Source organism: Candidatus Pseudomonas phytovorans (assembly GCA_029202525.1).
Lineage (GTDB): Bacteria > Pseudomonadota > Gammaproteobacteria > Pseudomonadales > Pseudomonadaceae > Aquipseudomonas > Aquipseudomonas phytovorans.
Map to the genome: position 1 here is coordinate 6,057,303 of CP119325.1, position 19,862 is coordinate 6,077,164.

Below are 19,862 nucleotides of genomic sequence, written 5' to 3' on the forward strand. Positions count from 1 at the left end.
GACTAAACTGATGAGCCGACGCCCCGATCCACTCGCCCAAGTCAGCGATTTCGACATCCGCCTGCTGAAAATCTACCGCAGCGTCGTCGAGTGCGGTGGCTTCTCGGCCGCCGAGAACGTGCTGGGCATCGGCCGCTCGGCCATCAGCCAGCAAATGAACGACCTTGAGCAGCGCCTCGGCCTGCGCCTTTGCCAACGAGGACGCGCCGGTTTCTCGCTGACCGAGGAAGGCCGTGAGGTCTACCATTCGGCACTGCAACTGCTCAGCGCCCTGGAAAGCTTCCGCACCGAGGTGAACGGCCTGCACCAGCACTTGCGTGGCGAATTGAACATTGGCCTGACCGACAATCTGGTAACCCTGCCGCACATGCGCATCACCCATGCCTTGGCCGAACTGAAGGACCGCGGGCCCGATGTGCGTATCCAGATCCGCATGGTCGCCCCCAGCCAGGTGGAGCACGGTGTGCTCGACGGCAGCCTGCATGTCGGCGTGGTACCCCAGACCAGCCCGCTGTCGGGCCTTGAATATCAGCCGTTGTACAGCGAACGCTCGCTACTGTACTGCGCGGTTGGCCATCCACTGTTCTATGCCGATGACCAGCAGATCGACGACGAACGCCTCAACAGCCAGGAAGCCATTACCCCCACCTTCCGCCTGCCCGCCGACATCCAGGCCCATTACCAGGCGCTGAACTGCACGGCCAGTGCTTCGGACCGCGAAGGCATGGCGTTTCTCATCCTCACCGGGCGCTACATCGGCTACCTGCCCGACCACTACGCCACGTTCTGGGTGCAGCAAGGCCGCTTGCGCGCCCTCAAGCCGCAACAGCGCTTCTATGACCTGAGCCTGAGCTGGGTCACGCGCAAGGGCCGGCGACCGAATCTGGTGCTGGAAAGCTTCCTCGACAGCCTGGCTGCGACACGTTGATGCCAGTCCTTGCCGCAAATGCTTGTCAGTTCGGCGCAGGCAGGTAATCTTGTCCGACAGCCGCAGCCACTGACCCGTACGGAATCGTCCATGACCCTAGAAGTCCCTGCGCACCGCCTCTCCACCTCGGGCAAGCCCGCGGGCCGCATCCGCCAGAAAAACGAACAGGCCATTATCCAGGCCGCCGAGGACGAGTTCGCCCGCCATGGTTTCAAGGGCACCAGCATGAACACCATTGCCCTCAAGGCGCAGTTGCCCAAGGCCAACCTGCATTACTACTTCACCAACAAGCTGGGCCTGTACATTGCCGTGCTCAGCAACATCATCGAGTTGTGGGACAGCACCTTCAACGCCTTGAGCGTCGAGGACGACCCGGGTGAAGCCCTGAGCCAGTACATCCGCACAAAGATGGAGTTCTCGCGCCGCAACCCACAGGCCTCGCGGATTTTCGCCATGGAAGTGATCAGCGGCGGCACCTGCCTGACCGAGTACTTCAGTGCCGACTACCGCGAGTGGTTTCGTGGCCGGGCTGCCGTGTTCCAGGCCTGGATCGAAGCCGGCAAGATGGACCCGGTCGACCCGGTGCACCTGATTTTCCTGCTCTGGGGCAGCACCCAGCATTACGCCGACTTCGCCACCCAGATCTGCCAGGTCACCGGCCGCAGCCGCTTGACCAAGCAGGACATGGAAGACGCGAGCAATAACCTTATCCACATCATTTTGAAGGGCTGCGGCATCAAGCCGGCTGTGTAACCGTCATTTATGCCTTCTACCCTGCTCGACCTCTGCGAATATCGCGAGGACATCCGCAAAAGCCGCTTCATCACTCTCGCCGGGCCGATCAGCAGTGCCGCCGAAGCGATGAGTTTCATCGAGCGCCACAGCGACCTGGCCGCCACCCACAACTGCTGGGCCTGGAAACTCGGCGCGCAGTACCGTAGCAACGATGACGGCGAACCCGGTGGCACCGCAGGCCGGCCGATCCTGGCCGCCATCGAAGCGCAGGACTGCGACCAGGTCGTGGTGCTGGTGATCCGCTGGTACGGCGGCATCCAGCTGGGTACCGGTGGCCTGGCCAGGGCCTATGGGGGCGGCGCCAACAAGTGCCTGCAACAGGCGCCCAAGCGGCTGCTGGTGCACCGCAGCGAATTCGCCTGCAGTTGCAGTTTCAGCGAACTGGCACTGGTGAAGCTGCGCCTGGCGGAGGTTGACGGCCTGGTACTGGATGAACAGTTCACCGCCAATGGCGTGGACCTGTTGATTGCGCTCGGTGACGCCCACCTGGCGCCTCTGCAGCAGCAACTGGCCGATCTGAGCCGCGGGCGCATTATGCTCGAAGCGCGCTGAACATTGCCCACAACAACTGTGGGCCCGCCTGTGGATAACCTTGGGGCAGTCGCTTGCACGCTACTGTTTTCAAGGCTCACAGAGCTTTGATCATATTTTGATCACTGTTTGATGACAGCCGCAAACTGCTGAAAGCTCGCGAGTTATCCCCAACAAGCGTCCAGGCGGGTCTGACTGCCTCGCCGTAGGCTTGCACACAATAACTGTGGACCAGCCTGTGGATAAGCCGTGCGCTAACGGGCGAAGCGCCCGGCCACGCAAGGGCGTGGCCCTACTGATCGTTTTTTAGCCAGTCGGCGGGTAAGCCTTGAGAGTGCCTGGGCTGCTTTGCGACTCACAGTTGCACTATGCTCAATTCCTTTTTCCTACATCGATAAAGGAATGTTCCTATGGCTAATTCAAAAACCGCCCTCATCATCGGCGCCTCGCGCGGGCTTGGCCTGGGCCTGGTACAACGCCTGCACGAAGACGGCTGGAACATCACCGCCACCGTGCGCAACCCGCAGCAACCAGGCGCGCTGGCGGACGTCCCCGGCGTGCACATCGAGCAACTGGAAATGAACGACACCGCCCAGCTCGATGGCCTGAAGCAACGCCTGCACGGCCAGGTGTTCGACCTGGTGTTCGTCAACGCCGGCGTTATGGGTCCGCTGCCGCAAGACCTGGAGACGGTGCAGAACAACGACATCGGCGACCTGTTCATGACCAATGCCGTGGCGCCGATTCGCGTGGCCCGTCGCTTGGTCAGCCAAGTACGCGAAAACAGCGGCGTGCTGGCGTTCATGAGCTCGATCCTGGGCAGTGTGACCATTCCCGACGGCGGTGAAGTCTGCCTTTACAAAGCCAGCAAGGCTGCACTGAACTCGATGATCAACAGCTTTGTTGTCGAGCAGCAGCGCCCGGACCTGTGCGTGCTGGCCATGCACCCCGGCTGGGTGAAAACCGACATGGGTGGCGAAAACGCTGAAATCGACGTGCTCACCAGCACCCGCGGCATGATCGAACAGATCAAGGCCCAAAGCGGCAACGGCGGCCTGCGCTTTATCAACTACAAGGGCGAACCCTTGATCTGGTGATTCACCAGGTCGCAGCCGGCCGGGCGCATTGCCCGGCCGGCCCCTGTAGAATGGCGGCAACCGTACCTGATTGAGATGAACCACTATGTATGACTGGTTGAACGCCCTGCCAAAGGCCGAACTGCACCTGCACCTGGAAGGCTCGCTGGAGCCCGAGCTGCTGTTCGCCCTGGCCGAGCGCAACAAGATCGCCCTGCCTTGGGCCGATGTGGAGACCTTGCGCGGTGCCTATGCTTTCAACAACCTGCAGGAGTTTCTCGACCTGTATTATCAGGGCGCGGATGTGCTGCGTACCGAGCAGGACTTTTACGACCTGACCTGGGCCTACCTGCAACGATGCAAAGCCCAGAATGTGATCCACACCGAACCGTTCTTCGACCCGCAAACTCACACCGACCGCGGCATCCCCTTCGAAGTGGTGCTCAATGGCATCGACCAGGCGCTGAAGGATGGCCGCAAGCAACTGGGCATCAGTAGCGGCCTGATCCTCAGCTTCCTGCGCCACCTCAGTGAAGAGGAAGCGCAAAAAACCCTCGACCAAGCCCTGCCGTTCCGCGAGGCATTCATCGCCGTTGGCCTGGACAGCTCGGAAATGGGCCACCCGCCGAGCAAGTTCCAGCGTGTGTTCGACCGCGCCCGCAGCGAAGGCTTTGTTGCCGTCGCTCATGCCGGCGAAGAAGGCCCGCCCGAGTACATCTGGGAAGCGCTGGACCTGCTGCAAATCAAGCGTATCGACCACGGCGTACGCGCCATCGAAGACGAGCGCCTGATGCAACGCATCATCGATGAGCAGATTCCGCTCACGGTGTGCCCGCTGTCCAACACCAAGCTTTGCGTGTTCGATCACATGAGCCAGCACAACATTCTGGACATGCTCGAACGCGGCGTGAAGGTCACGGTCAACTCGGACGACCCGGCCTACTTCGGCGGCTACGTGACCGAAAACTTCCACGCCCTGCACACCCATCTGGGCATGACCGAAGACCAGGCCCGTCGCCTCGCACAGAACAGCCTGGACGCCCGGCTGGTCTGACTGAGCGACGGCGTAGCGCTCAACCGACCTGCAGCGTCTCCACGCGGGCTATGCGATTGATCTGCTGGATACCCAGCGCCGAGATATGCAACGCCCGCGTGTCCTCGGCCTCTCGCATCCAGCCAGATTGCAGGAACAGCCTGAACAAGGCCTGGCCCAGAACACCGCCCAGGTGCGGGGCCTGGTCGTTCCACTCGGTGCAACGGCAGATCACACAACCACGCTGCTGGTGTGGCGCCAGGGCATCGATATAGACCCCGACCGACGCCAACTGCGCACGCCCCTCGTCAGTTACCACCAACTGTCGACCGCTGCCTTCCAGCCAGCCAGCCACCACCAGGCGGTGATACAGCTCACTGGCCAGCTCTCCACCCAGGTGATCGCCACAACGGCGTGCCCGGCGCATCGACATGGGCAGCCGTGATACCGGCGCCTTCGCCCGCTCCCCCCTGGCGCTCTCCAGCTGAACACTGGCAAGCGCCTCCACCGCGGCCCCCACCTGCGGTGTTGCCAAGCGGAAATAGCGCTTACGGCCCCGAGCTTCATGCCTGAGCAAACCGGCCGACGACAGCAAGGAAAGGTGCGCGCAAGCCGACGACGACGTCAGGCCAGTCATTATCGCGAGCTCATTCGCAAGCCGGGGTGTGCCATCGATCAATGCCCACAACATGGCACTGCGCTTGGGGTCGGCCATCAGGCTGGCAATCTGGCTGATACTGCTGGCTGCGTTCATGTCCCTGTAACTCCCTGCAAGTTCACTGTGTGGATGCGATGGCCAACCCTGGCAGGGAAGTACCTCTCGCTGTCACTGGCCTGATTCGCCAGTATAAGCCGCAGAAAACGCCGTTCAGGCGAGCACGCGCCGAGTACCTGCGTCGGAAAACCAGTGGGTATACCTACCCTTGGCAACCAGTTAAGCGGCCTCGGCAAACTGCCCGGAACCCGATCAGCCAAAGCTTCGATATACGCCTACAGCGGCACAGAAATATCTTGATGAAAAAAGACGTGCTGCAATTTCAGATACGGCCCACAACCATTTTCCACAAATAGCGCGAAACGAAGCGAAGGTTCTGCCGGTTTACGGGCATTGCGCCCAACGCAGGGAGAAGCGCGAGAGAAATGCGCCTGTCGACCGTCAGTCAGAACACTGATACAGGCTGTGGCAGGCACCAGGGGCAGCGCTACACTTGAGCGGCTCCCCCCTTCTGGAGGTATGCCGCGATGAAAATTGTCGTCAGTGCATCGAGCCGAAACCCTGCCTGCCCTTGGCAGGTCCAGCTCGATCAACACGTGGTCAGTTTCCGTAGCGAGGCCGAGGCGCGGGCCTTTGTCGCCACGCTGGAGACCCGCCTGCAGGCACCTCACCCGCTTATGCGGGACGCTTGGCCTGCAAGCGTTGGGTCAACAGCGCGACACTGACCGCCAATGCACCGCACAAGCTGATCACCATCGCCATCGGTACCGCACTGCCATCATGCAGCAGGCCGACCAGTGCCGCCGCCCCTGCGGCGACGCTGAACTGCAGGCAGCCCATCAGTGCCGAGGCGCTGCCGGCCCTTGCACCCTGCCCGCTCATGGCACATGCAGAGGCGTTGGGGATGATGCAGCCCAGGCTGGCGATGCAGATGAACAGCGGTACCAGCAGCGGCCACAACTGTGTCGGCTGCAATGCTGCCACGCCCGACAGCACCAAGCCTGCAGCCAGGTACACCCACACCCCGCGTGCCAGCAAGAACGCCGGCCCACGCTTGGCCAACAAACGCGCATTCACCTGCGCCACCAGGATAAAGCCGGCGGCATTGGTGCCGAAAAGCCAACCGTAGTGTTCGGGCGGCACGTCATAGAGCTTGATGAACACGAAAGGCGAACCGGCGATGTAGGCAAACATGCCGGCAATGGCGATACCGCCGGTCAAGGCATGGCCAAGGAACACACGGTCAGCGAGCAAGCGCAGGTACTGGCGCAAAGCACCAGACAGCGGCTGACGCGGCATGTGCGCAGGCAGGCTTTCCGGCAGGCCAAGGCTGACCGCCAGCAGGCAGCCGGCACTGAACAGGCTCAAGACCAGGAAGATCGACTGCCAGCCCGCCACATTCACCAGCACCCCGCCCAGCATCGGTGCCAGAATCGGCGCCAGGCCCATGACCAGCATCAGTTGCGAAAACACCTTGGCTGAAGCCACCGGGTCGCACTTGTCGCTGACGATGGCCCGCGACAGCACCATGCCGGCACAACCGCCCAGTGCCTGGACAAAGCGCGCCAGCACCAAGGCATCGAGGTTGGGGGCATACGCACAGGCCAGCGACGCCAGGGTAAACAGGGTCACACCGAACATCAGCGGTAGGCGCCGGCCAAAGCGGTCGGCTACCGGGCCATAGGCCAACTGGCCGATGGACAGGCCGAGGAAGTAGGCGGCCAAGGTGGCCTGGATGTGTTTTTCATCGGTGGCGAACGCCTGCGCCATGGCCGGGAAGGCGGGCAGGTAGAAGTCGATCGCCAAGGGCCCGAACGCACTGAGTGCGCCCAGGATGAGCACCATTCGCAGGTTCATCAGGAATCCATAGCAGGCTAAGCAAGTCAGTGATTCTACCTGCTGTGGACACTATCGGTATGAAAACATTTGCAACAAACCTGGGTCTTGGTCTCGCTCAAAACTCCAAAACTGGCGTGTTCCCTGTGGGAGCGGGCGTGCCCGCGAATCAGGCAACGCGGTGGATGGCACCGGCTATGCCGGTGTTCGCGGGCACGCCCGCTCCCACAGGTAAGTCTTCAGGCCAGTTCGGCCTGATAACCTTCATCGCGGATGGCGGTAAGGATCTGCTCCTGCCCCAGTTCGCTCTGCACCCGCACCTGTTTGGCCGCCAGGTCGATCTCGACCTTGGCCGCAGCATCCTGCTCCTGCACCGCCCGGGTCACGGCTTTCACGCAATGGCCGCAGGTCATGCCTTGTACATTGAACACTTGCATAGGGGTTGCCTCCTTCAGGTTTTCAACGAGTCTCAAGCTTGCCATCGGGGCAAGGTCAAGCGCCGCCAGCAACACATGGGGTGGAAATCTGCGCCCGCGTCGGCCAAGCTTCGCGTTTGACGATCAGGCAAGCAGGAGATTCTTCATGTTCAGGGCAGCATTGGGCGTCGTAGGGCTGTTGAGCGCGCTGGCTGCGGTGCCACCGGCCAGCGCCGAGGGCAATTCGGACTATAGCGTGCTGATCATTTCCCGCGAGCGCCTGGAAGTGGCCACCAACTGCGAAATCGGCGTCTACCTCAACGATCAGCTTTCCGGGCGTGTGTTTCAGGAGCAATCCACCTCGTTCAACCTGCCACCCGGCCCGGTGGATGTGCGCCTGCGCCTGCTGCCAGGGCAGATGCCAGGCTGCGCGCCGGGCATCGAAGACCAACGCAGCACACGTTTGAACCTGCAGACGGGCCAGATCAACAAATACCGCATCGCGATGGGGCAATATGGGCTGGAGTTGAAGCGAGCCGGCCTGGGCTATTGACCTTACCTGCATGGCAAGGTTGATGCTGGAGGCCTGTCCAAGGAGGAGAGCCATGCCCGCATCCACCACTTATGACCTGCCGATCTCCGGCATGACCTGCGCCAGCTGTGCCGGCCGGGTCGAGCGCGCCCTGCGCAAGGTCACCGGCGCTGAACAGGTCAGCGTCAACCTCGCCACCGAACAGGCCCGGGTCCAGGCCCCGGCCAACAGCCTGCCCGCCCTGGTCGACGCTGTGCGCGAAGCCGGCTACGGCGTGCCCACCCGTAGCGTCGAACTACAGATTGGCGGCATGACCTGCGCCAGTTGCGTCGGCCGCGTAGAGCGTGCCTTGGGCAAGCTGCCCGGGGTCGAGCAGGTCAGCGTCAACCTCGCCAGCGAACGCGCACACCTTGAGGTGCTGGCGGCCCTCGACGACAACCTGCTGATCGACGCCGTGCACAAGGCCGGCTACAGCGCCAGCCAGCCGCAAACGGCCAAGGACGACCAAAGCGCTGCCCAGCGCCGCCTGCGCAATGAGCGCCTGGCGGTCGGCGCAGCCTTGCTGTTGGCCCTGCCGCTGGTACTGCCAATGCTGGTGCAGCCGTTTGGCCTGCACTGGATGTTGCCTGCATGGGCGCAGTTCCTGCTGGCCACGCCCGTACAGTTCATTCTCGGTGCCCGCTTTTACATAGCCGCCTGGAAGGCCGTACGCGCCGGTGCCGGCAACATGGACCTGCTTGTGGCCCTGGGCACCAGTGCTGGCTACGGCTTGAGCCTGTACCAGTGGGCGCAAGCCCCCGCCGGCATGGCCCCACACCTGTACTTTGAAGCCTCGGCCGTGGTGATTGCCCTGGTGTTACTGGGCAAGTACCTGGAAAGCCGTGCCAAGCGCCAGACCGCCAGCGCCATTCGTGCCCTTGAGGCACTGCGCCCGGAACGCGCCGTGCGTGTGGTCGACGGCCAGGAGCAGGATGTGGCCATCGCCGAACTGAGCCTGGGCAACCTGGTGCTGGTCAAACCCGGCGAGCGCTTCCCGGTCGATGGTGTGGTCGAAGACGGCAGCAGCCATGCCGATGAGGCCCTGATCAGCGGCGAGAGCCTGCCGGTGCCCAAGCAACCCGGCGACAGCGTCACCGGTGGTGCCATCAATGGCGAAGGCCGGTTGCTGGTGCGCACCCAGGCGCTGGGTACCGAAACCGTGCTGGCCCGTATCATTCGCCTGGTCGAAGACGCCCAGGCAGCCAAGGCGCCGATCCAGAAGCTGGTCGACCGGGTCAGCCAGGTATTCGTCCCGGCCGTGCTGGTACTGGCCCTGATTACCCTGATCGGCTGGTGGCTGGCCGGCGCGCCGCTGGAAACCGCGTTGATCAACGCCGTCGCGGTGCTGGTCATCGCCTGCCCCTGCGCCCTCGGCCTGGCAACGCCTGCGGCAATCATGGCCGGCACCGGGGTCGCCGCACGTCACGGCATCCTGATCAAGGACGCCGAGGCCCTGGAGCGTGCGCATGCGGTCAACCGCGTGGTCTTCGACAAGACCGGCACCCTTACTTCTGGCAGCCCGCGGGTAGTCCACAGCCAGGCGCAAGCAGCCAGCAGCGCCGACCTGCACCGCCTGGCCGGCGCCCTGCAGCGTGGCAGCGAGCACCCACTGGCCAAGGCGGTGCTGGACGCCTGCGCCGAACAGGGGTTGGACGTGCCCAGCGTTGCCGACAGCCAGTCGTTGACCGGGCGTGGCATTGCCGGGCGCGTGGAGGGCCGCGAGCTGGCGCTGGGTAACCGCCGCCTGCTCGACGAAAGCGCATTGCAGCCCGGTGACCTTGCCGCCAAGGCGCAGGCCTGGGAAGCCGAGGGGCGCACCCTGTCATGGCTGATCGAACGTGGCACGCAACCGCGTGTGCTGGGCCTGTTCGCCTTTGGCGATAGCCTCAAACCCGGCGCCGCGCAGGCTATCAACACCCTGCACGCTCAGCACATCAGCAGCCACTTGCTGACCGGCGACAACCGCGGCAGCGCCAAAGTGGTGGCCGACGCCCTGGGCATCGACGATGTGTATGCCGAAGTGCTGCCTGCCGACAAAGCGGCCACCGTGGCCGCGCTCAAGCAAAACGGCGTGGTCGCCATGGTCGGCGATGGCATCAACGACGCTCCGGCCCTGGCGGCCGCCGATATCGGCATTGCCATGGGTGGCGGTACCGACGTAGCCATGCAGGCTGCCGGCATCACCCTGATGCGAGGCGACCCGCGCCTGGTGCCAGCCGCCCTGGAGATCAGCCGCAAGACTTACGCCAAGATCCGCCAGAACCTGTTCTGGGCGTTCATCTATAACCTGATCGGCATACCGCTGGCCGCGCTGGGCTACCTCAACCCGGTACTGGCCGGCGCCGCCATGGCCCTGTCCAGCGTCAGTGTGGTCAGCAACGCGCTGTGGCTCAAGGCGTGGAAACCCACCAGCATCAACAAGGAGGCGCCATGAACATCGGCCAGGCCGCCCGCCGCAGCGGGCTTAGCACCAAGATGATCCGTTATTACGAATCCATCGGCCTGCTCAAGCCGGCCATGCGCAGCGACAGCGGCTACCGCCTGTACCGGGACGAAGACTTGCACAGCCTGGCGTTCATCAAGCGCTCGCGCGACCTGGGCTTTTCCCTGGAAGAGGTCGGCAAGCTGCTGACCCTGTGGCAGGACCGCCAGCGCGCCAGCGCCGATGTGAAGGCGCTGGCCATGCAGCACATCGATGAGCTGAACCGGCGTATCGAAGAGCTGGTAAGCCTGCGCGATACACTTGGCGAACTGGTTTCGCATTGCCAGGGGGACGACCGCCCGGACTGCCCGATCCTCAAGGACCTGGCCAACGGTGCAGCCAACAGCTGCTGTCACTGATCGGTCACCAGCGTTTGGTATGCCAAAAGCGTCCAAACGCGACCGAATAGTCACCAGCTGCGACTTTGTCCAATAAATACAGGCGTTTTCCTACATAAATCCCGGACGCTGCCGATGCACTGCTACCTGCCTCGTGTGTCGACAACAATAAATTCCGGGAGCGTCGATGAGCATCAAACAGAAACTGACCTGGGCATTCGCGGTCATCGCCGGCTTGCCCATCGTCCTCGTGGCCACCCTGGTGGTCCTCAACCTGCGTGGCGAAGCCCGCGACGGATTCCTTGACGGCAGCAGCCGGGAAATCCGCCAGGTCAGCAACGCGATGAACATCTTCTTCCAAGGTATCAACCAGAACGTCGAGTACATGGCTTCGCAGCCAATGGTCGCCGCCACGGGCAGCGAGCTGAACAAGTACATGAGCGCCGCACCGTCCTACGAACTGGGCGAGCAGGCCAACCAGTTGCTCGATTTCATGACCCGCCTGGCCAACTCGCATCCCGCCTATGCCTACCTGTCGTACGGGGTGAACGACGGCGGCTACACCGGCTGGCCGGCCGGGCAGAAGTTCGTCAATTACGACCCACGCACCCGCCCCTGGTACCAACTGGCCATGGCCAACCCGGGCAAGACCGTGCGTACCGGCGCCTACTACTGGGCCGCCGATGACGCGGTGCTGGTCAGCACCGTGCGGGCCGTGGCCAACCAGCTGGGCAACCCTGGTGGCGTGGTCAACATCGATGTGTCGCTCAAAGGCCTGACCGAGATCGTCAAACAGATCAAGCTGGGTGAAAGCGGCTACCTGATGCTGGTTGAAAGCAACGGTAACGTCATGGTCGACCCGCGCGACGCCGCACACAACTTCAAGCAGCTGGCCAGTTTTGGCGACGGCTATGCCGCGCTGGCCAAGGCCGGCAAAGGCCTGGTCGAGGTCGAGCTCAATGGCGTGCGCTACATGGCCAACGTCTACCCCGACGAGCAACTGGGCTGGACCTTCATCGGCCTGATCGAGCAAAGCGAAGTGATGCAGAACACCACCCGCCTGACTTGGTTGATCGGCGTCATCGCTGCGGTGCTGGCCGCGTTGTTCGCCGTGGTCGGTGCAGCCTTCGCCAAGCTGATCGTGCGCCCGATCAACAGCGTCACCAGCGGCCTGGAAGACATTGCCCAGGGCGAGGGAGACCTGACCCGCAACCTGGAAGTCCGTGGCCGCGACGAAACCGCGCAACTGGCCAGCTGGTTCAACCAGTTCCTCGGCGCCATTCGCAGCCTGATCCAGCACATCGGCGCCGCGGCCGGCAAGATCCTCAGCACCTCCAGCAGCTCGACCCGGGTTTCCGGCGACATGGCCGAGGCGGCAGGCCGCCAGCGCGAAGCAGTGGACATGGTTTCTACCGCCTTCCACGAAATGGTCGCCACCGCCAACGAAGTGGCCCGCTCCTGCAGCCAGGCGGCGCAGTCGGCCGACAGCGGCCAGCAGCAAGCCCGCGAAGGCCAGCAGCAGATTGATGCCGCCGTGCAAAGCGTCGACCGCCTGAGCCAGGAAATCGAACAATCGGCACAGTCGATCCAGCAGCTGGAGCGTGACAGCAACGCCATTCAGTCAATCCTCGGCACCATCCGTTCGATTGCCGAACAGACCAACCTGCTGGCCCTGAACGCGGCCATCGAAGCAGCGCGAGCCGGTGAGCAGGGCCGTGGCTTTGCCGTGGTCGCCGACGAAGTGCGAGCCCTGGCCAAGCGCACCGCCGACTCCACTGCCGAAATCGACGGCCTGCTGGGCAACCTCGCCAGCCGCACGGCCGAAGTGGCCGAGCAAATGCATGCCAGCCTGGAAGTGTCGCAGCAGTCGGTGAGCCGTATCGGCCTGGCCCGCGACAGCTTCGGGCAAATCCGTGAGTCGGTGGATGTGATCCGCGACATGAACACCCAGATCGCCACAGCGGCCGAGGAACAGCACCAGGTTGCCGAGGACATCAACCGGCACATCAGCCAGATTCATGGGGATGCGCAGCTGGTGGCCGAGCTGGCCCAGGCGGCGCGCCAGGACTCCGAGAGCCTGGCCGGGCTGTCCAATGAACTGGATTCGCTGGTGCGCAGGTTCCGTACCTGATGTGCTGCCTGTCCCGGCCTCTTCGCGGCGGTTCGACGCCTCGATGAACCCGCTCCCACAGGTGCAGCGCTGCCCTTGAAAATTGCGCTGTACCTGTGGGAGCGGATTCATCGAGGCGTCGAACCGCCGCGAAGAGGCCGGAACAGGCAACCCACCACTAAAACTTCAGCTCCCCCGGAGTAGCCCCAAACAACTGCTTGAACGCCGCAATGTAGGCGGAAGTTGAGTCATACCCACACCCCAACGCCGCTTCTGTCACATTCTCCCCAGCTTCCAGCAACGCCAGTGACGACAGCAATCGCATGCGCTGTCGCCAGTTACGAAAGCTCAACCCCGTCTCGCGCTGGAACAACCGCATCAGCGTCTTCTCCGAACACCCCAGTTCCCGCGCCCACTGCTGCAAAGTCTGTGGTTGGTCCGGTGCGGCGATCAAACCGTTGCACAGCGCCAGCAACCCTGGGTGGCGTGGGAGCGGCAGCGAAAAGCCGACTTCGGGCAAGGTGCGCAACTGGTCGAGCAGCACGGCCACCAGGCGCGCCTCGGCGCTGTCGCCCTCCGGGTAATCCGCCGGCAACAGGCAGAACTGCTTGATCAGCTCACGCGCCAGTGGCGTCACTTCCAGCACCCGGCATTGCGTCGGCGCCCACGGGCAGGCGTCGCGGCGCACATACAGGCTGCGCATTTCGGCCCGCATCGAGGTGACCACTTCGTGCTCGGCATCGGCAGGGATCCACACACCCCACTGGGGCGGAGCAAAGTAACTGCCGTCGCGCGTGTACACGCCAAGCACACCGCTGATGGCGTAGGAAAACTGCACCCAGTCGTGCTGGTGGCGGGTGGTCCACGAGCCGGCCCCGAGGCTTTCGGCGCGGGCATAGAGGGGCCTGGGCAAGTGGTCCAGCGCCGGAATGGCGCGGGGATGTCCGATGATCGGCATGGCGGTTTCTTGTAGTTCTGAGCAGACAAGCCTAACAGCTGACTTATGTTCAAGTCAGGCGCAGGTCCGGTGTGGGTGCGGCGTTATCGTTCAACGATTACAGTCACCCCTTGCCCCCCAGCCGCGCAGATCGAAATCAGCCCACGCCCCTTCCCCGCCGTGGCCAGCAGCTTCGCCAGGTTGGCCAATATCCGCCCGCCGGTAGCCGCAAACGGGTGCCCGGCCGCCAGCGAGCTGCCTTTGACGTTGAGCTTGCTGCGGTCAATTGCCCCGAGCGGCGCCTCCAGCCCCAACCGCTCGCGGCAATAGTCGGCATCTTCCCAGGCTTTGAGCGTGCACAGCACCTGGGCGGCAAACGCTTCGTGAATCTCGTAGTAGTCGAAGTCCTGAAGGGTCAGGCCATTACGCGCCAGCAAGCGTGGCACGGCATACACCGGCGCCATCAACAGCCCTTCCCTACCCGTGACGAAATCCACGGCAGCGGTTTCGCCATCGACCAGGTAAGCCAGCACCTGAAGCCCCTGCTGCGCAGCCCATTGCTCAGTACCCAGCAATACCACCGAAGCCCCGTCAGTCAGCGGCGTGGAATTACCCGCCGTCAGCGTGCCTTGGCCACTGCGGTCGAAAGCGGGCTTTAGCCTGGCCAACTGCTCAAGGGTCAGGTCCGGGCGCAGGTTGTTATCCCGTGTCAGCGACAGAAACGGCGTCAGCAGGTCATCGTGCCAACCCTCGGCATACGCGGCGGCCAGCTTCTGGTGGCTGAGCAGCGCCAGCTCGTCCTGCTCTGCGCGACCAATGCGCCAGGCCTGGGCCATGCGCTCGCAATGCTCGCCCATCGACAACCCCGTGCGGGGTTCGCCATTGCGTGGCAGTTCGGGTTTAAGGTGGTGAGGCCGCAGCTTGAGGAACGGCTTGAGCCGCTCGCCCAGGCTTTTGCCTCGATTGGCCTGCAGCAGGATGTGGCGCAGGCCTTCGTTGACGGCAATCGGTGCATCGGAAGTGGTATCCACCCCGCCGGCAATACCGCAGTCGATCTGCCCCAGGGCAATCTTGTTGGCCACCAGCAGCGCAGCCTCAAGCCCGGTGCCGCAGGCTTGCTGGATGTCATACGCCGGGGTCTGCGGCGACAGGCGCGAACCCAACACACACTCACGGGTCAGGTTCATGTCCCGGGAATGCTTGAGCACAGCACCAGCCACCACCTCCCCCAACCGCAACCCATGCAGGCGATATCGCTCGATCAAGCCTTCAAGGGCGACGGTGAGCATCGCCTGGTTACTGGCCGTGGCATAACTGCCATTGGAACGGGCAAAGGGAATTCGGTTGCTGCCCAGGATCGCGACCCGGCGAAGTGAACGCATGTGCTTGTTCCTCCTGAAACAATTTGAACGGTACAGCCTAGGTGTTTTTACCGCATTCGAACGACCTTGCCACAAAGTTGGTCCACACTTTCAAGCTTGCCTTTTGCGGAGACCCACTCATGAGCGATCGCTACCTCGGTTTTGCCAACTCCAACCTCGGCCGCCGCCTCGTGGATGCCCTCGGCCTGCCAAGCCCGGCGCCGCTGGAGCGCTGGCAGGCCGGCCGCCTGCGCCCGGTGGAAGGGGCCCTGGTACTGGGTGGTGGGCCACTGGCAGGTCAGGTCGAAGCCATCGCCCCGCGCCTGACCGACGCGCTTTACAGCTTCAACGCCGACAACCTGCAGGCCGAAGCCTGGGTGGCCGGCCTGGGGCCGAAAATCAAAGCGGTGGTATTCGATGCCAGTCATCTGTCCGACAGCGATGCGCTGAAGCAGTTGCGCGAATTTTTCCAGCCACTGCTGCGTAGCCTGGCCCCGTGCGCCCACGTCGTGGTGCTGGGGCGCGCACCAGAAAGCCTCGACAACCCGTTGGCCAGCGTTGCCCAACGGGCCCTCGAAGGCTTCACCCGCTCACTGGCCAAGGAGCTGCGCAATGGTGCGACCGCCCAGCTGCTATATGTCGCGCCCGGCGCCGAAGATCAGCTGGAAGGCGCCTTGCGCTTCTTTCTCTCGCCCAAGAGTGCCTTCATTTCCGGCCAGGGACTGCGCCTTGAAGCCTGCACCAGCCAGGTGAGCGACTGGACCCGCCCGCTGGGTGGCCGCCGCGCCTTGGTCACAGGTGCGGCACGCGGCATCGGCGCCGCCATTGCCGAAACCCTGGCGCGGGACGGCGCCGATGTGCTGCTGCTCGATGTGCCGCAGGCCAGCCAGGACCTCGACGCCCTCGCTGCACGCCTGGGAGGCAAGGCCCTGCCACTGGATATTTGCGCCAGCGACGCGGCAACGCAACTGCTCGCGGCCCTGCCCGACGGCATCGACATCGTGGTGCACAACGCCGGCATCACCCGCGACAAGACCTTGGCCAACATGACCCCCGAATACTGGGACGCGGTCATGGCGGTCAACCTCAAGGCACCGCAACTACTGACCCAGGCGCTGTATGACAACGGCGCACTGGGCGAAAACGCGCGCATTACCCTGCTGGCCTCGGTCAGTGGCATCGCCGGCAACCGCGGGCAGGCCAACTATGCCGCGAGCAAAGCCGGGCTGATCGGCCTGGCCCAAGCCTGGGCGCCCCGGCTCGCCGAGCACGGCGGCAGTATCAACGCTGTAGCCCCCGGTTTCATCGAAACCCACATGACCGCAGCCATGCCCATGGGCCTGCGCGAAGCCGGGCGGCGCTTGAGCTCGCTGGGCCAGGGCGGCCGCCCGCAGGACGTTGCCGAGGCCATCGCCTGGCTCAGCCAGCCTGGCTCCGGGGCAGTCAACGGCCAGGTGCTGCGCGTGTGCGGCCAGGCCTTGATGGGAGCCTGAACATGAGCCGACACTGGCACGACCTGCAAAGCCCGGCTACCCGCGCAAGCCTGTACCTGCGTGCAGCCAGCAAGCGCACGATCAGCGGCGACCGCTTGCCAGATGATGGCCTGCGCTGCTTCATCCCGGTTCAGGCGGGCAACCTGGCAGCCTATCGACGGCTTTGCCATTTCACCGAAGATGGCCGCCTGCCGGGCACTTACCCCCACGTCATGGCATTCACGCTGCAGTTGCAGTTGATGACCGCCCCAGGCTTCCCTTTTCCCCTTTTAGGCCTGGTGCACTTGTACAACCGCATCGAGGTGCTGCGCCCGCTTGGCGGTATCGAAGGGTTACGCTTTGCGGTGTACGCACACAACCTGCAGCCGCATGCCAAAGGCGGTACCTTAGACCTGGTTACCGAGGCAGAAGACGGCATTGGCCTGCTCTGGCGCGAAACCAGCCGCATGCTGGTGCGCGGCCTGAAGCTGGAGAGCGAAGCAGGCGAGCCTGCCGACGCTGAACCGGAACCATTGCCCGAGGCCACCCGCTGGTACGCCGACAGCGATATCGGCCGGCGTTATGCCAAGGTGTGCGGGGACTACAACCCTATCCACCTCAGTGCCGCCAGTGCGCGGCTGTTCGGCTTCCCCACAGCCATTGCCCACGGCATGTGGAGCAAGGCCATGGCCCTGGCGGCGCTGCGTGGGCACTTGCCACACAGCGGCTATGCCTTCGAGGTGGAGTTCCGCAAGCCGGTGCGATTGCCGTCGGAGGTGGTACTCAGTGCCAGTGATACAGGGCCCGAAGGTGCGTTGCGACTGGATGGGCATGGGGGGGTGCTGCATATGGTCGGTCGTTGGGCTCCCGTGTAGCAGCGGTATACGCTTGCTTTGCATCGGGCCTGGGCAGAAGCTATGCAGCATTAGGAGACCCCCGATGAACCTGCAAGAACTCACCCAACGCCTGCACCAGATCCGCGACAACAACGACTGGCGCGGCTTCCACAGCCCGAAAAACCTGGCCATGGCCGCCAGCGTCGAAATGGCCGAGCTGGTGGAAATCTTCCAGTGGCTGAGCGAAGACCAATCGCGCCAGCTGCCTGCCGACAAACTGGCCCACGCCGGCCAGGAAGTCGGTGATGTGGTGCTCTACCTGTTGCTGCTGTGCAGCGAGCTGGGCCTGGACATGGACCAGGTGGTACGGGCCAAGCTGGCCGACAGCGAGAGGCGCTTCGCCCGATGAACGACCGTCACTTCGATGAACTGGCCACCCGCTTTGCCGAGAAGATCTACGGCGGCGCCAAGGGCGCAATCCGCCTGGCCGTGCTGCAGGCCGACCTGGCCGAGGCGCTGCCCGATCGCCCGCTGCGCATCCTCGACATCGGCGCCGGTTTGGGCCACATGGCCTTGTGGCTGGCCCAGCGTGGCCATCACCTGACCCTGGCCGAACCCGCCGCGCCCATGCTCGACGGCGCCCGCGCGCGCTTTGCCGAGGCAGGCCAGACCGCCACGTTCATCCAGGCGCCCTGGCAAGACCTGCTCGGCCAGCTGACCGAGCCCTATGACCTGGTGCTATGCCATGCCGTGCTCGAATGGCTGGCAGAACCCGAAAGCATCCTGCCCGTGCTGCACCAACTCACGGCCCCTTCCGGGTGGCTGTCACTGGCTTTCTACAACCGCGACGCGCTGGTCTATCGCAACCTTCTGAAAGGCCACTTCCGCAAGTTGCGCAGCAACCGGCTAGAAGGTGAAAAGCAGAGTTTGACCCCACAGAAACCGCTTGATCCACGCGAGCTCAAGGCGCAACTTGATCCTATGTGGCAGGTTGAAAGCGAGAGCGGCGTGCGGGTGTTCCACGATTACATGCCCAAAGAGTTCCAGGGCAAGGCCGAGCTGCTCGACCTGCTGGAAATGGAACTGGCCTACCGCCGCCACCCCGGCTTCGCCGGGCTTGGCCGCTATCTGCACTGGGTCTGCCGGCCCCGTTAACCCGCCCGCCGGGAGGAATACATGCCGTACCGTCTGTTGTGCCTGGCCCTGCTGCCGCTTGCCTTGGCTGCCTGCCAGGGCAGCAACCCGTATGTGGCCAGCAGCCGCCCGCTGCCCCCGGCCCCTGCCCAGGCGGCGACCACCTTCGACGCCAGTGCCTACCCGGCGCCGGCCCGGGATTACGGGCGCTACCGCAGCTGGAGCTGGCGCAACGGCCAACTGCCCAGCGGCTCGGCCAGTGCCGACCCGGCGCAACTGGCCGATGCCGTCAGTGGCGCACTCGACCAGCATGGCCTGCGCCCTGCCCGAGGGGCTTCCGGCGATTTGCTGGTCAGCGCCGACATGCGCCTGGAAAAACGCTTGCGTCAGGTGCGTGACTACGACACCTACGACCCTTACTACGGCCCCTACGGTGGTGTTGGCTATGGCGGCTATCGTAATGGGTACGGGGGCTATGCCAGCGTGCCCATCGTGCGCACCTATGAGGTGGAGGTGATGGTGGTGCGCATCGACCTGTTCGACGCCCGCAGCGGCCAGCCGGTGTGGAGCGCCAGCGCCGAAAGCGGCAGCGACAAGGACTCGCCGCGTGAACGCGAAAGCGCCCTGCGCGATTCTGTGCACAAGGCGCTGAGCGGCTATCCTCCCAGTTAACGTTTAACGGAGAATCATCATGTTGCGCCGTCTCGTTCTACTGTCATTCGCGTTATTGCTCGCCGCCTGCTCCAGCAATAACGTTCAGCAGGATTTCGATGCCAGCCGCGATTTTGCCGCCTATCGCAGCTGGGCGTGGCAGGAGCCGGGCCTGCAGTACCGCCCGGACGACCCGCGCATCAAAAGCGACCTCACCGAACAACGCATCCGCCAAGCCGTCGCGGACCAGCTCGACCAGCGCGGCCTACGCCCTGCCCAGGCCGGCACACGGCCTGACCTGGGCGTGCGCGCATACCTGATTGTCGAGCAGCGCCAGCAACAGATCACCACCAACTACGGCGGTGGCTGGGGTGGTTACTGGGGCGGTTACTGGGGTGGCCCGATGTACAACGAAACCCGCAGTGTCGACTACAAGGTCGCCACCATTCAGGTCGACATGTTCGACGGGCGTGACGGCAAGCTGGTGTGGCGCGGCAGCGCCGAACAGATCATGAACAACTACCCGCCAAGCCCGGAGGAACGCAACAGCGCCATTCAAAACACCGTGACCAAGGTGCTGGCCAACTATCCGCCGGGTAGCAAGAAGTAAATTTTAAAGCGGTTTTCCATCAGTGCCGCG

21 protein-coding genes are annotated in these 19,862 nt (G+C 63.8%); 16 read left to right on the top strand and 5 right to left on the bottom strand.

Going from position 1 to position 19,862, the window contains the following annotated elements:
* Positions 1-7 precede the first annotated feature (7 nt).
* The 5 genes from P0Y58_26835 to P0Y58_26855 all read left to right on the top strand — a co-directional run bounded on the left by P0Y58_26835 (position 8) and on the right by P0Y58_26855 (position 4,384).
* The gene (locus P0Y58_26835; GenBank protein WEK33402.1) at positions 8-928 is read left to right on the top strand and encodes a LysR family transcriptional regulator; all 921 of its coding nucleotides are present in this window, start codon (positions 8-10) and stop codon (positions 926-928) included.
* Between the two features lie 90 nt (positions 929-1,018).
* Positions 1,019-1,681: a TetR/AcrR family transcriptional regulator gene (locus P0Y58_26840; GenBank protein WEK30455.1), complete on the top strand. Its 663-nt coding sequence runs from the start codon at positions 1,019-1,021 to the stop codon at positions 1,679-1,681.
* A gap of 9 nt (positions 1,682-1,690) precedes the next feature.
* A complete protein-coding gene (locus P0Y58_26845) occupies positions 1,691-2,275 on the top strand; it encodes an IMPACT family protein (protein ID WEK30456.1) in 585 nt (194 codons plus the stop codon).
* A gap of 389 nt (positions 2,276-2,664) precedes the next feature.
* Positions 2,665-3,351, top strand: coding sequence for an SDR family oxidoreductase (locus P0Y58_26850; GenBank protein WEK30457.1), 687 nt, complete (start codon positions 2,665-2,667; stop codon positions 3,349-3,351).
* An 85-nt stretch (positions 3,352-3,436) separates the two neighbouring features.
* Positions 3,437-4,384, top strand: coding sequence for an adenosine deaminase (locus tag P0Y58_26855; protein WEK30458.1), 948 nt, complete (start codon positions 3,437-3,439; stop codon positions 4,382-4,384).
* 19 nt (positions 4,385-4,403) lie between these two features.
* Here the strand turns inward: P0Y58_26855 and P0Y58_26860 are convergent, their stop codons facing one another.
* Positions 4,404-5,117, bottom strand: coding sequence for a helix-turn-helix transcriptional regulator (locus P0Y58_26860; GenBank protein WEK30459.1), 714 nt, complete (start codon positions 5,115-5,117; stop codon positions 4,404-4,406).
* A gap of 488 nt (positions 5,118-5,605) precedes the next feature.
* Here P0Y58_26860 and P0Y58_26865 point away from each other — a divergent pair, with 488 nt between their 5' ends.
* Entirely contained in the window at positions 5,606-5,803 is a 198-nt protein-coding gene (locus tag P0Y58_26865; GenBank protein WEK30460.1) for a hypothetical protein, read from the top strand.
* Here the strand turns inward: P0Y58_26865 and P0Y58_26870 are convergent.
* Together P0Y58_26870 and P0Y58_26875 are read right to left on the bottom strand one after the other, a co-directional pair.
* The gene (locus tag P0Y58_26870) at positions 5,754-6,935 is read right to left on the bottom strand and encodes a multidrug effflux MFS transporter (protein ID WEK30461.1); all 1,182 of its coding nucleotides are present in this window, start codon (positions 6,933-6,935) and stop codon (positions 5,754-5,756) included. The genes P0Y58_26865 and P0Y58_26870 overlap by 50 nt on opposite strands.
* A gap of 218 nt (positions 6,936-7,153) precedes the next feature.
* Positions 7,154-7,351 carry a cation transporter gene (locus P0Y58_26875; protein WEK30462.1) on the bottom strand — a complete coding sequence of 66 codons (198 nt, stop codon included), beginning with the start codon at positions 7,349-7,351 and terminating at the stop codon, positions 7,154-7,156.
* 145 nt (positions 7,352-7,496) lie between these two features.
* Between P0Y58_26875 and P0Y58_26880 the strand changes: the two genes are divergently transcribed.
* From P0Y58_26880 to P0Y58_26895, 4 genes are all read left to right on the top strand, one after another.
* The gene (locus P0Y58_26880; protein WEK30463.1) at positions 7,497-7,883 is read left to right on the top strand and encodes a hypothetical protein; all 387 of its coding nucleotides are present in this window, start codon (positions 7,497-7,499) and stop codon (positions 7,881-7,883) included.
* Positions 7,884-7,935: 52 nt separating this feature from the next.
* Positions 7,936-10,335 (top strand): heavy metal translocating P-type ATPase, encoded by a 2,400-nt coding sequence (locus P0Y58_26885; GenBank protein WEK30464.1) that lies wholly within the window; start codon positions 7,936-7,938, stop codon positions 10,333-10,335.
* Positions 10,332-10,742 carry a Cu(I)-responsive transcriptional regulator gene (gene cueR / locus P0Y58_26890; protein WEK30465.1) on the top strand — a complete coding sequence of 137 codons (411 nt, stop codon included), beginning with the start codon at positions 10,332-10,334 and terminating at the stop codon, positions 10,740-10,742. Before P0Y58_26885 ends, cueR begins: the two co-directional genes overlap by 4 nt.
* Positions 10,743-10,908: 166 nt before the next feature.
* The gene (locus P0Y58_26895) at positions 10,909-12,852 is read left to right on the top strand and encodes a methyl-accepting chemotaxis protein (protein WEK30466.1); all 1,944 of its coding nucleotides are present in this window, start codon (positions 10,909-10,911) and stop codon (positions 12,850-12,852) included.
* 157 nt (positions 12,853-13,009) lie between these two features.
* Here P0Y58_26895 and P0Y58_26900 read toward each other — a convergent pair whose 3' ends face one another.
* Complete coding sequence (locus P0Y58_26900) at positions 13,010-13,789, bottom strand: helix-turn-helix transcriptional regulator (protein WEK30467.1); 780 nt, start codon at positions 13,787-13,789, stop codon at positions 13,010-13,012.
* An 83-nt stretch (positions 13,790-13,872) separates the two neighbouring features.
* The gene (locus P0Y58_26905; protein ID WEK30468.1) at positions 13,873-15,150 is read right to left on the bottom strand and encodes an acetyl-CoA C-acetyltransferase; all 1,278 of its coding nucleotides are present in this window, start codon (positions 15,148-15,150) and stop codon (positions 13,873-13,875) included.
* Positions 15,151-15,269: 119 nt separating this feature from the next.
* Here P0Y58_26905 and P0Y58_26910 point away from each other — a divergent pair, with 119 nt between their 5' ends.
* The 6 genes from P0Y58_26910 to P0Y58_26935 all read left to right on the top strand — a co-directional run bounded on the left by P0Y58_26910 (position 15,270) and on the right by P0Y58_26935 (position 19,832).
* Positions 15,270-16,622 (top strand): 3-oxoacyl-ACP reductase, encoded by a 1,353-nt coding sequence (locus tag P0Y58_26910; protein WEK30469.1) that lies wholly within the window; start codon positions 15,270-15,272, stop codon positions 16,620-16,622.
* A 2-nt stretch (positions 16,623-16,624) separates the two neighbouring features.
* Entirely contained in the window at positions 16,625-17,476 is an 852-nt protein-coding gene (locus P0Y58_26915) for a MaoC/PaaZ C-terminal domain-containing protein (protein WEK30470.1), read from the top strand.
* A 64-nt stretch (positions 17,477-17,540) separates the two neighbouring features.
* Complete coding sequence (locus P0Y58_26920; GenBank protein WEK30471.1) at positions 17,541-17,846, top strand: MazG-like family protein; 306 nt, start codon at positions 17,541-17,543, stop codon at positions 17,844-17,846.
* On the top strand, positions 17,843-18,592 hold the full coding sequence (locus tag P0Y58_26925; protein ID WEK30472.1) for a methyltransferase domain-containing protein: 750 nt from the start codon (positions 17,843-17,845) through the stop codon (positions 18,590-18,592). The genes P0Y58_26920 and P0Y58_26925 overlap by 4 nt, the downstream gene beginning before the upstream one ends.
* 21 nt (positions 18,593-18,613) lie before the next feature.
* Positions 18,614-19,243 (top strand): DUF4136 domain-containing protein, encoded by a 630-nt coding sequence (locus P0Y58_26930; GenBank protein ID WEK30473.1) that lies wholly within the window; start codon positions 18,614-18,616, stop codon positions 19,241-19,243.
* A 19-nt stretch (positions 19,244-19,262) separates the two neighbouring features.
* Positions 19,263-19,832: a DUF4136 domain-containing protein gene (locus tag P0Y58_26935; protein ID WEK30474.1), complete on the top strand. Its 570-nt coding sequence runs from the start codon at positions 19,263-19,265 to the stop codon at positions 19,830-19,832.
* Positions 19,833-19,862 lie beyond the last annotated feature (30 nt).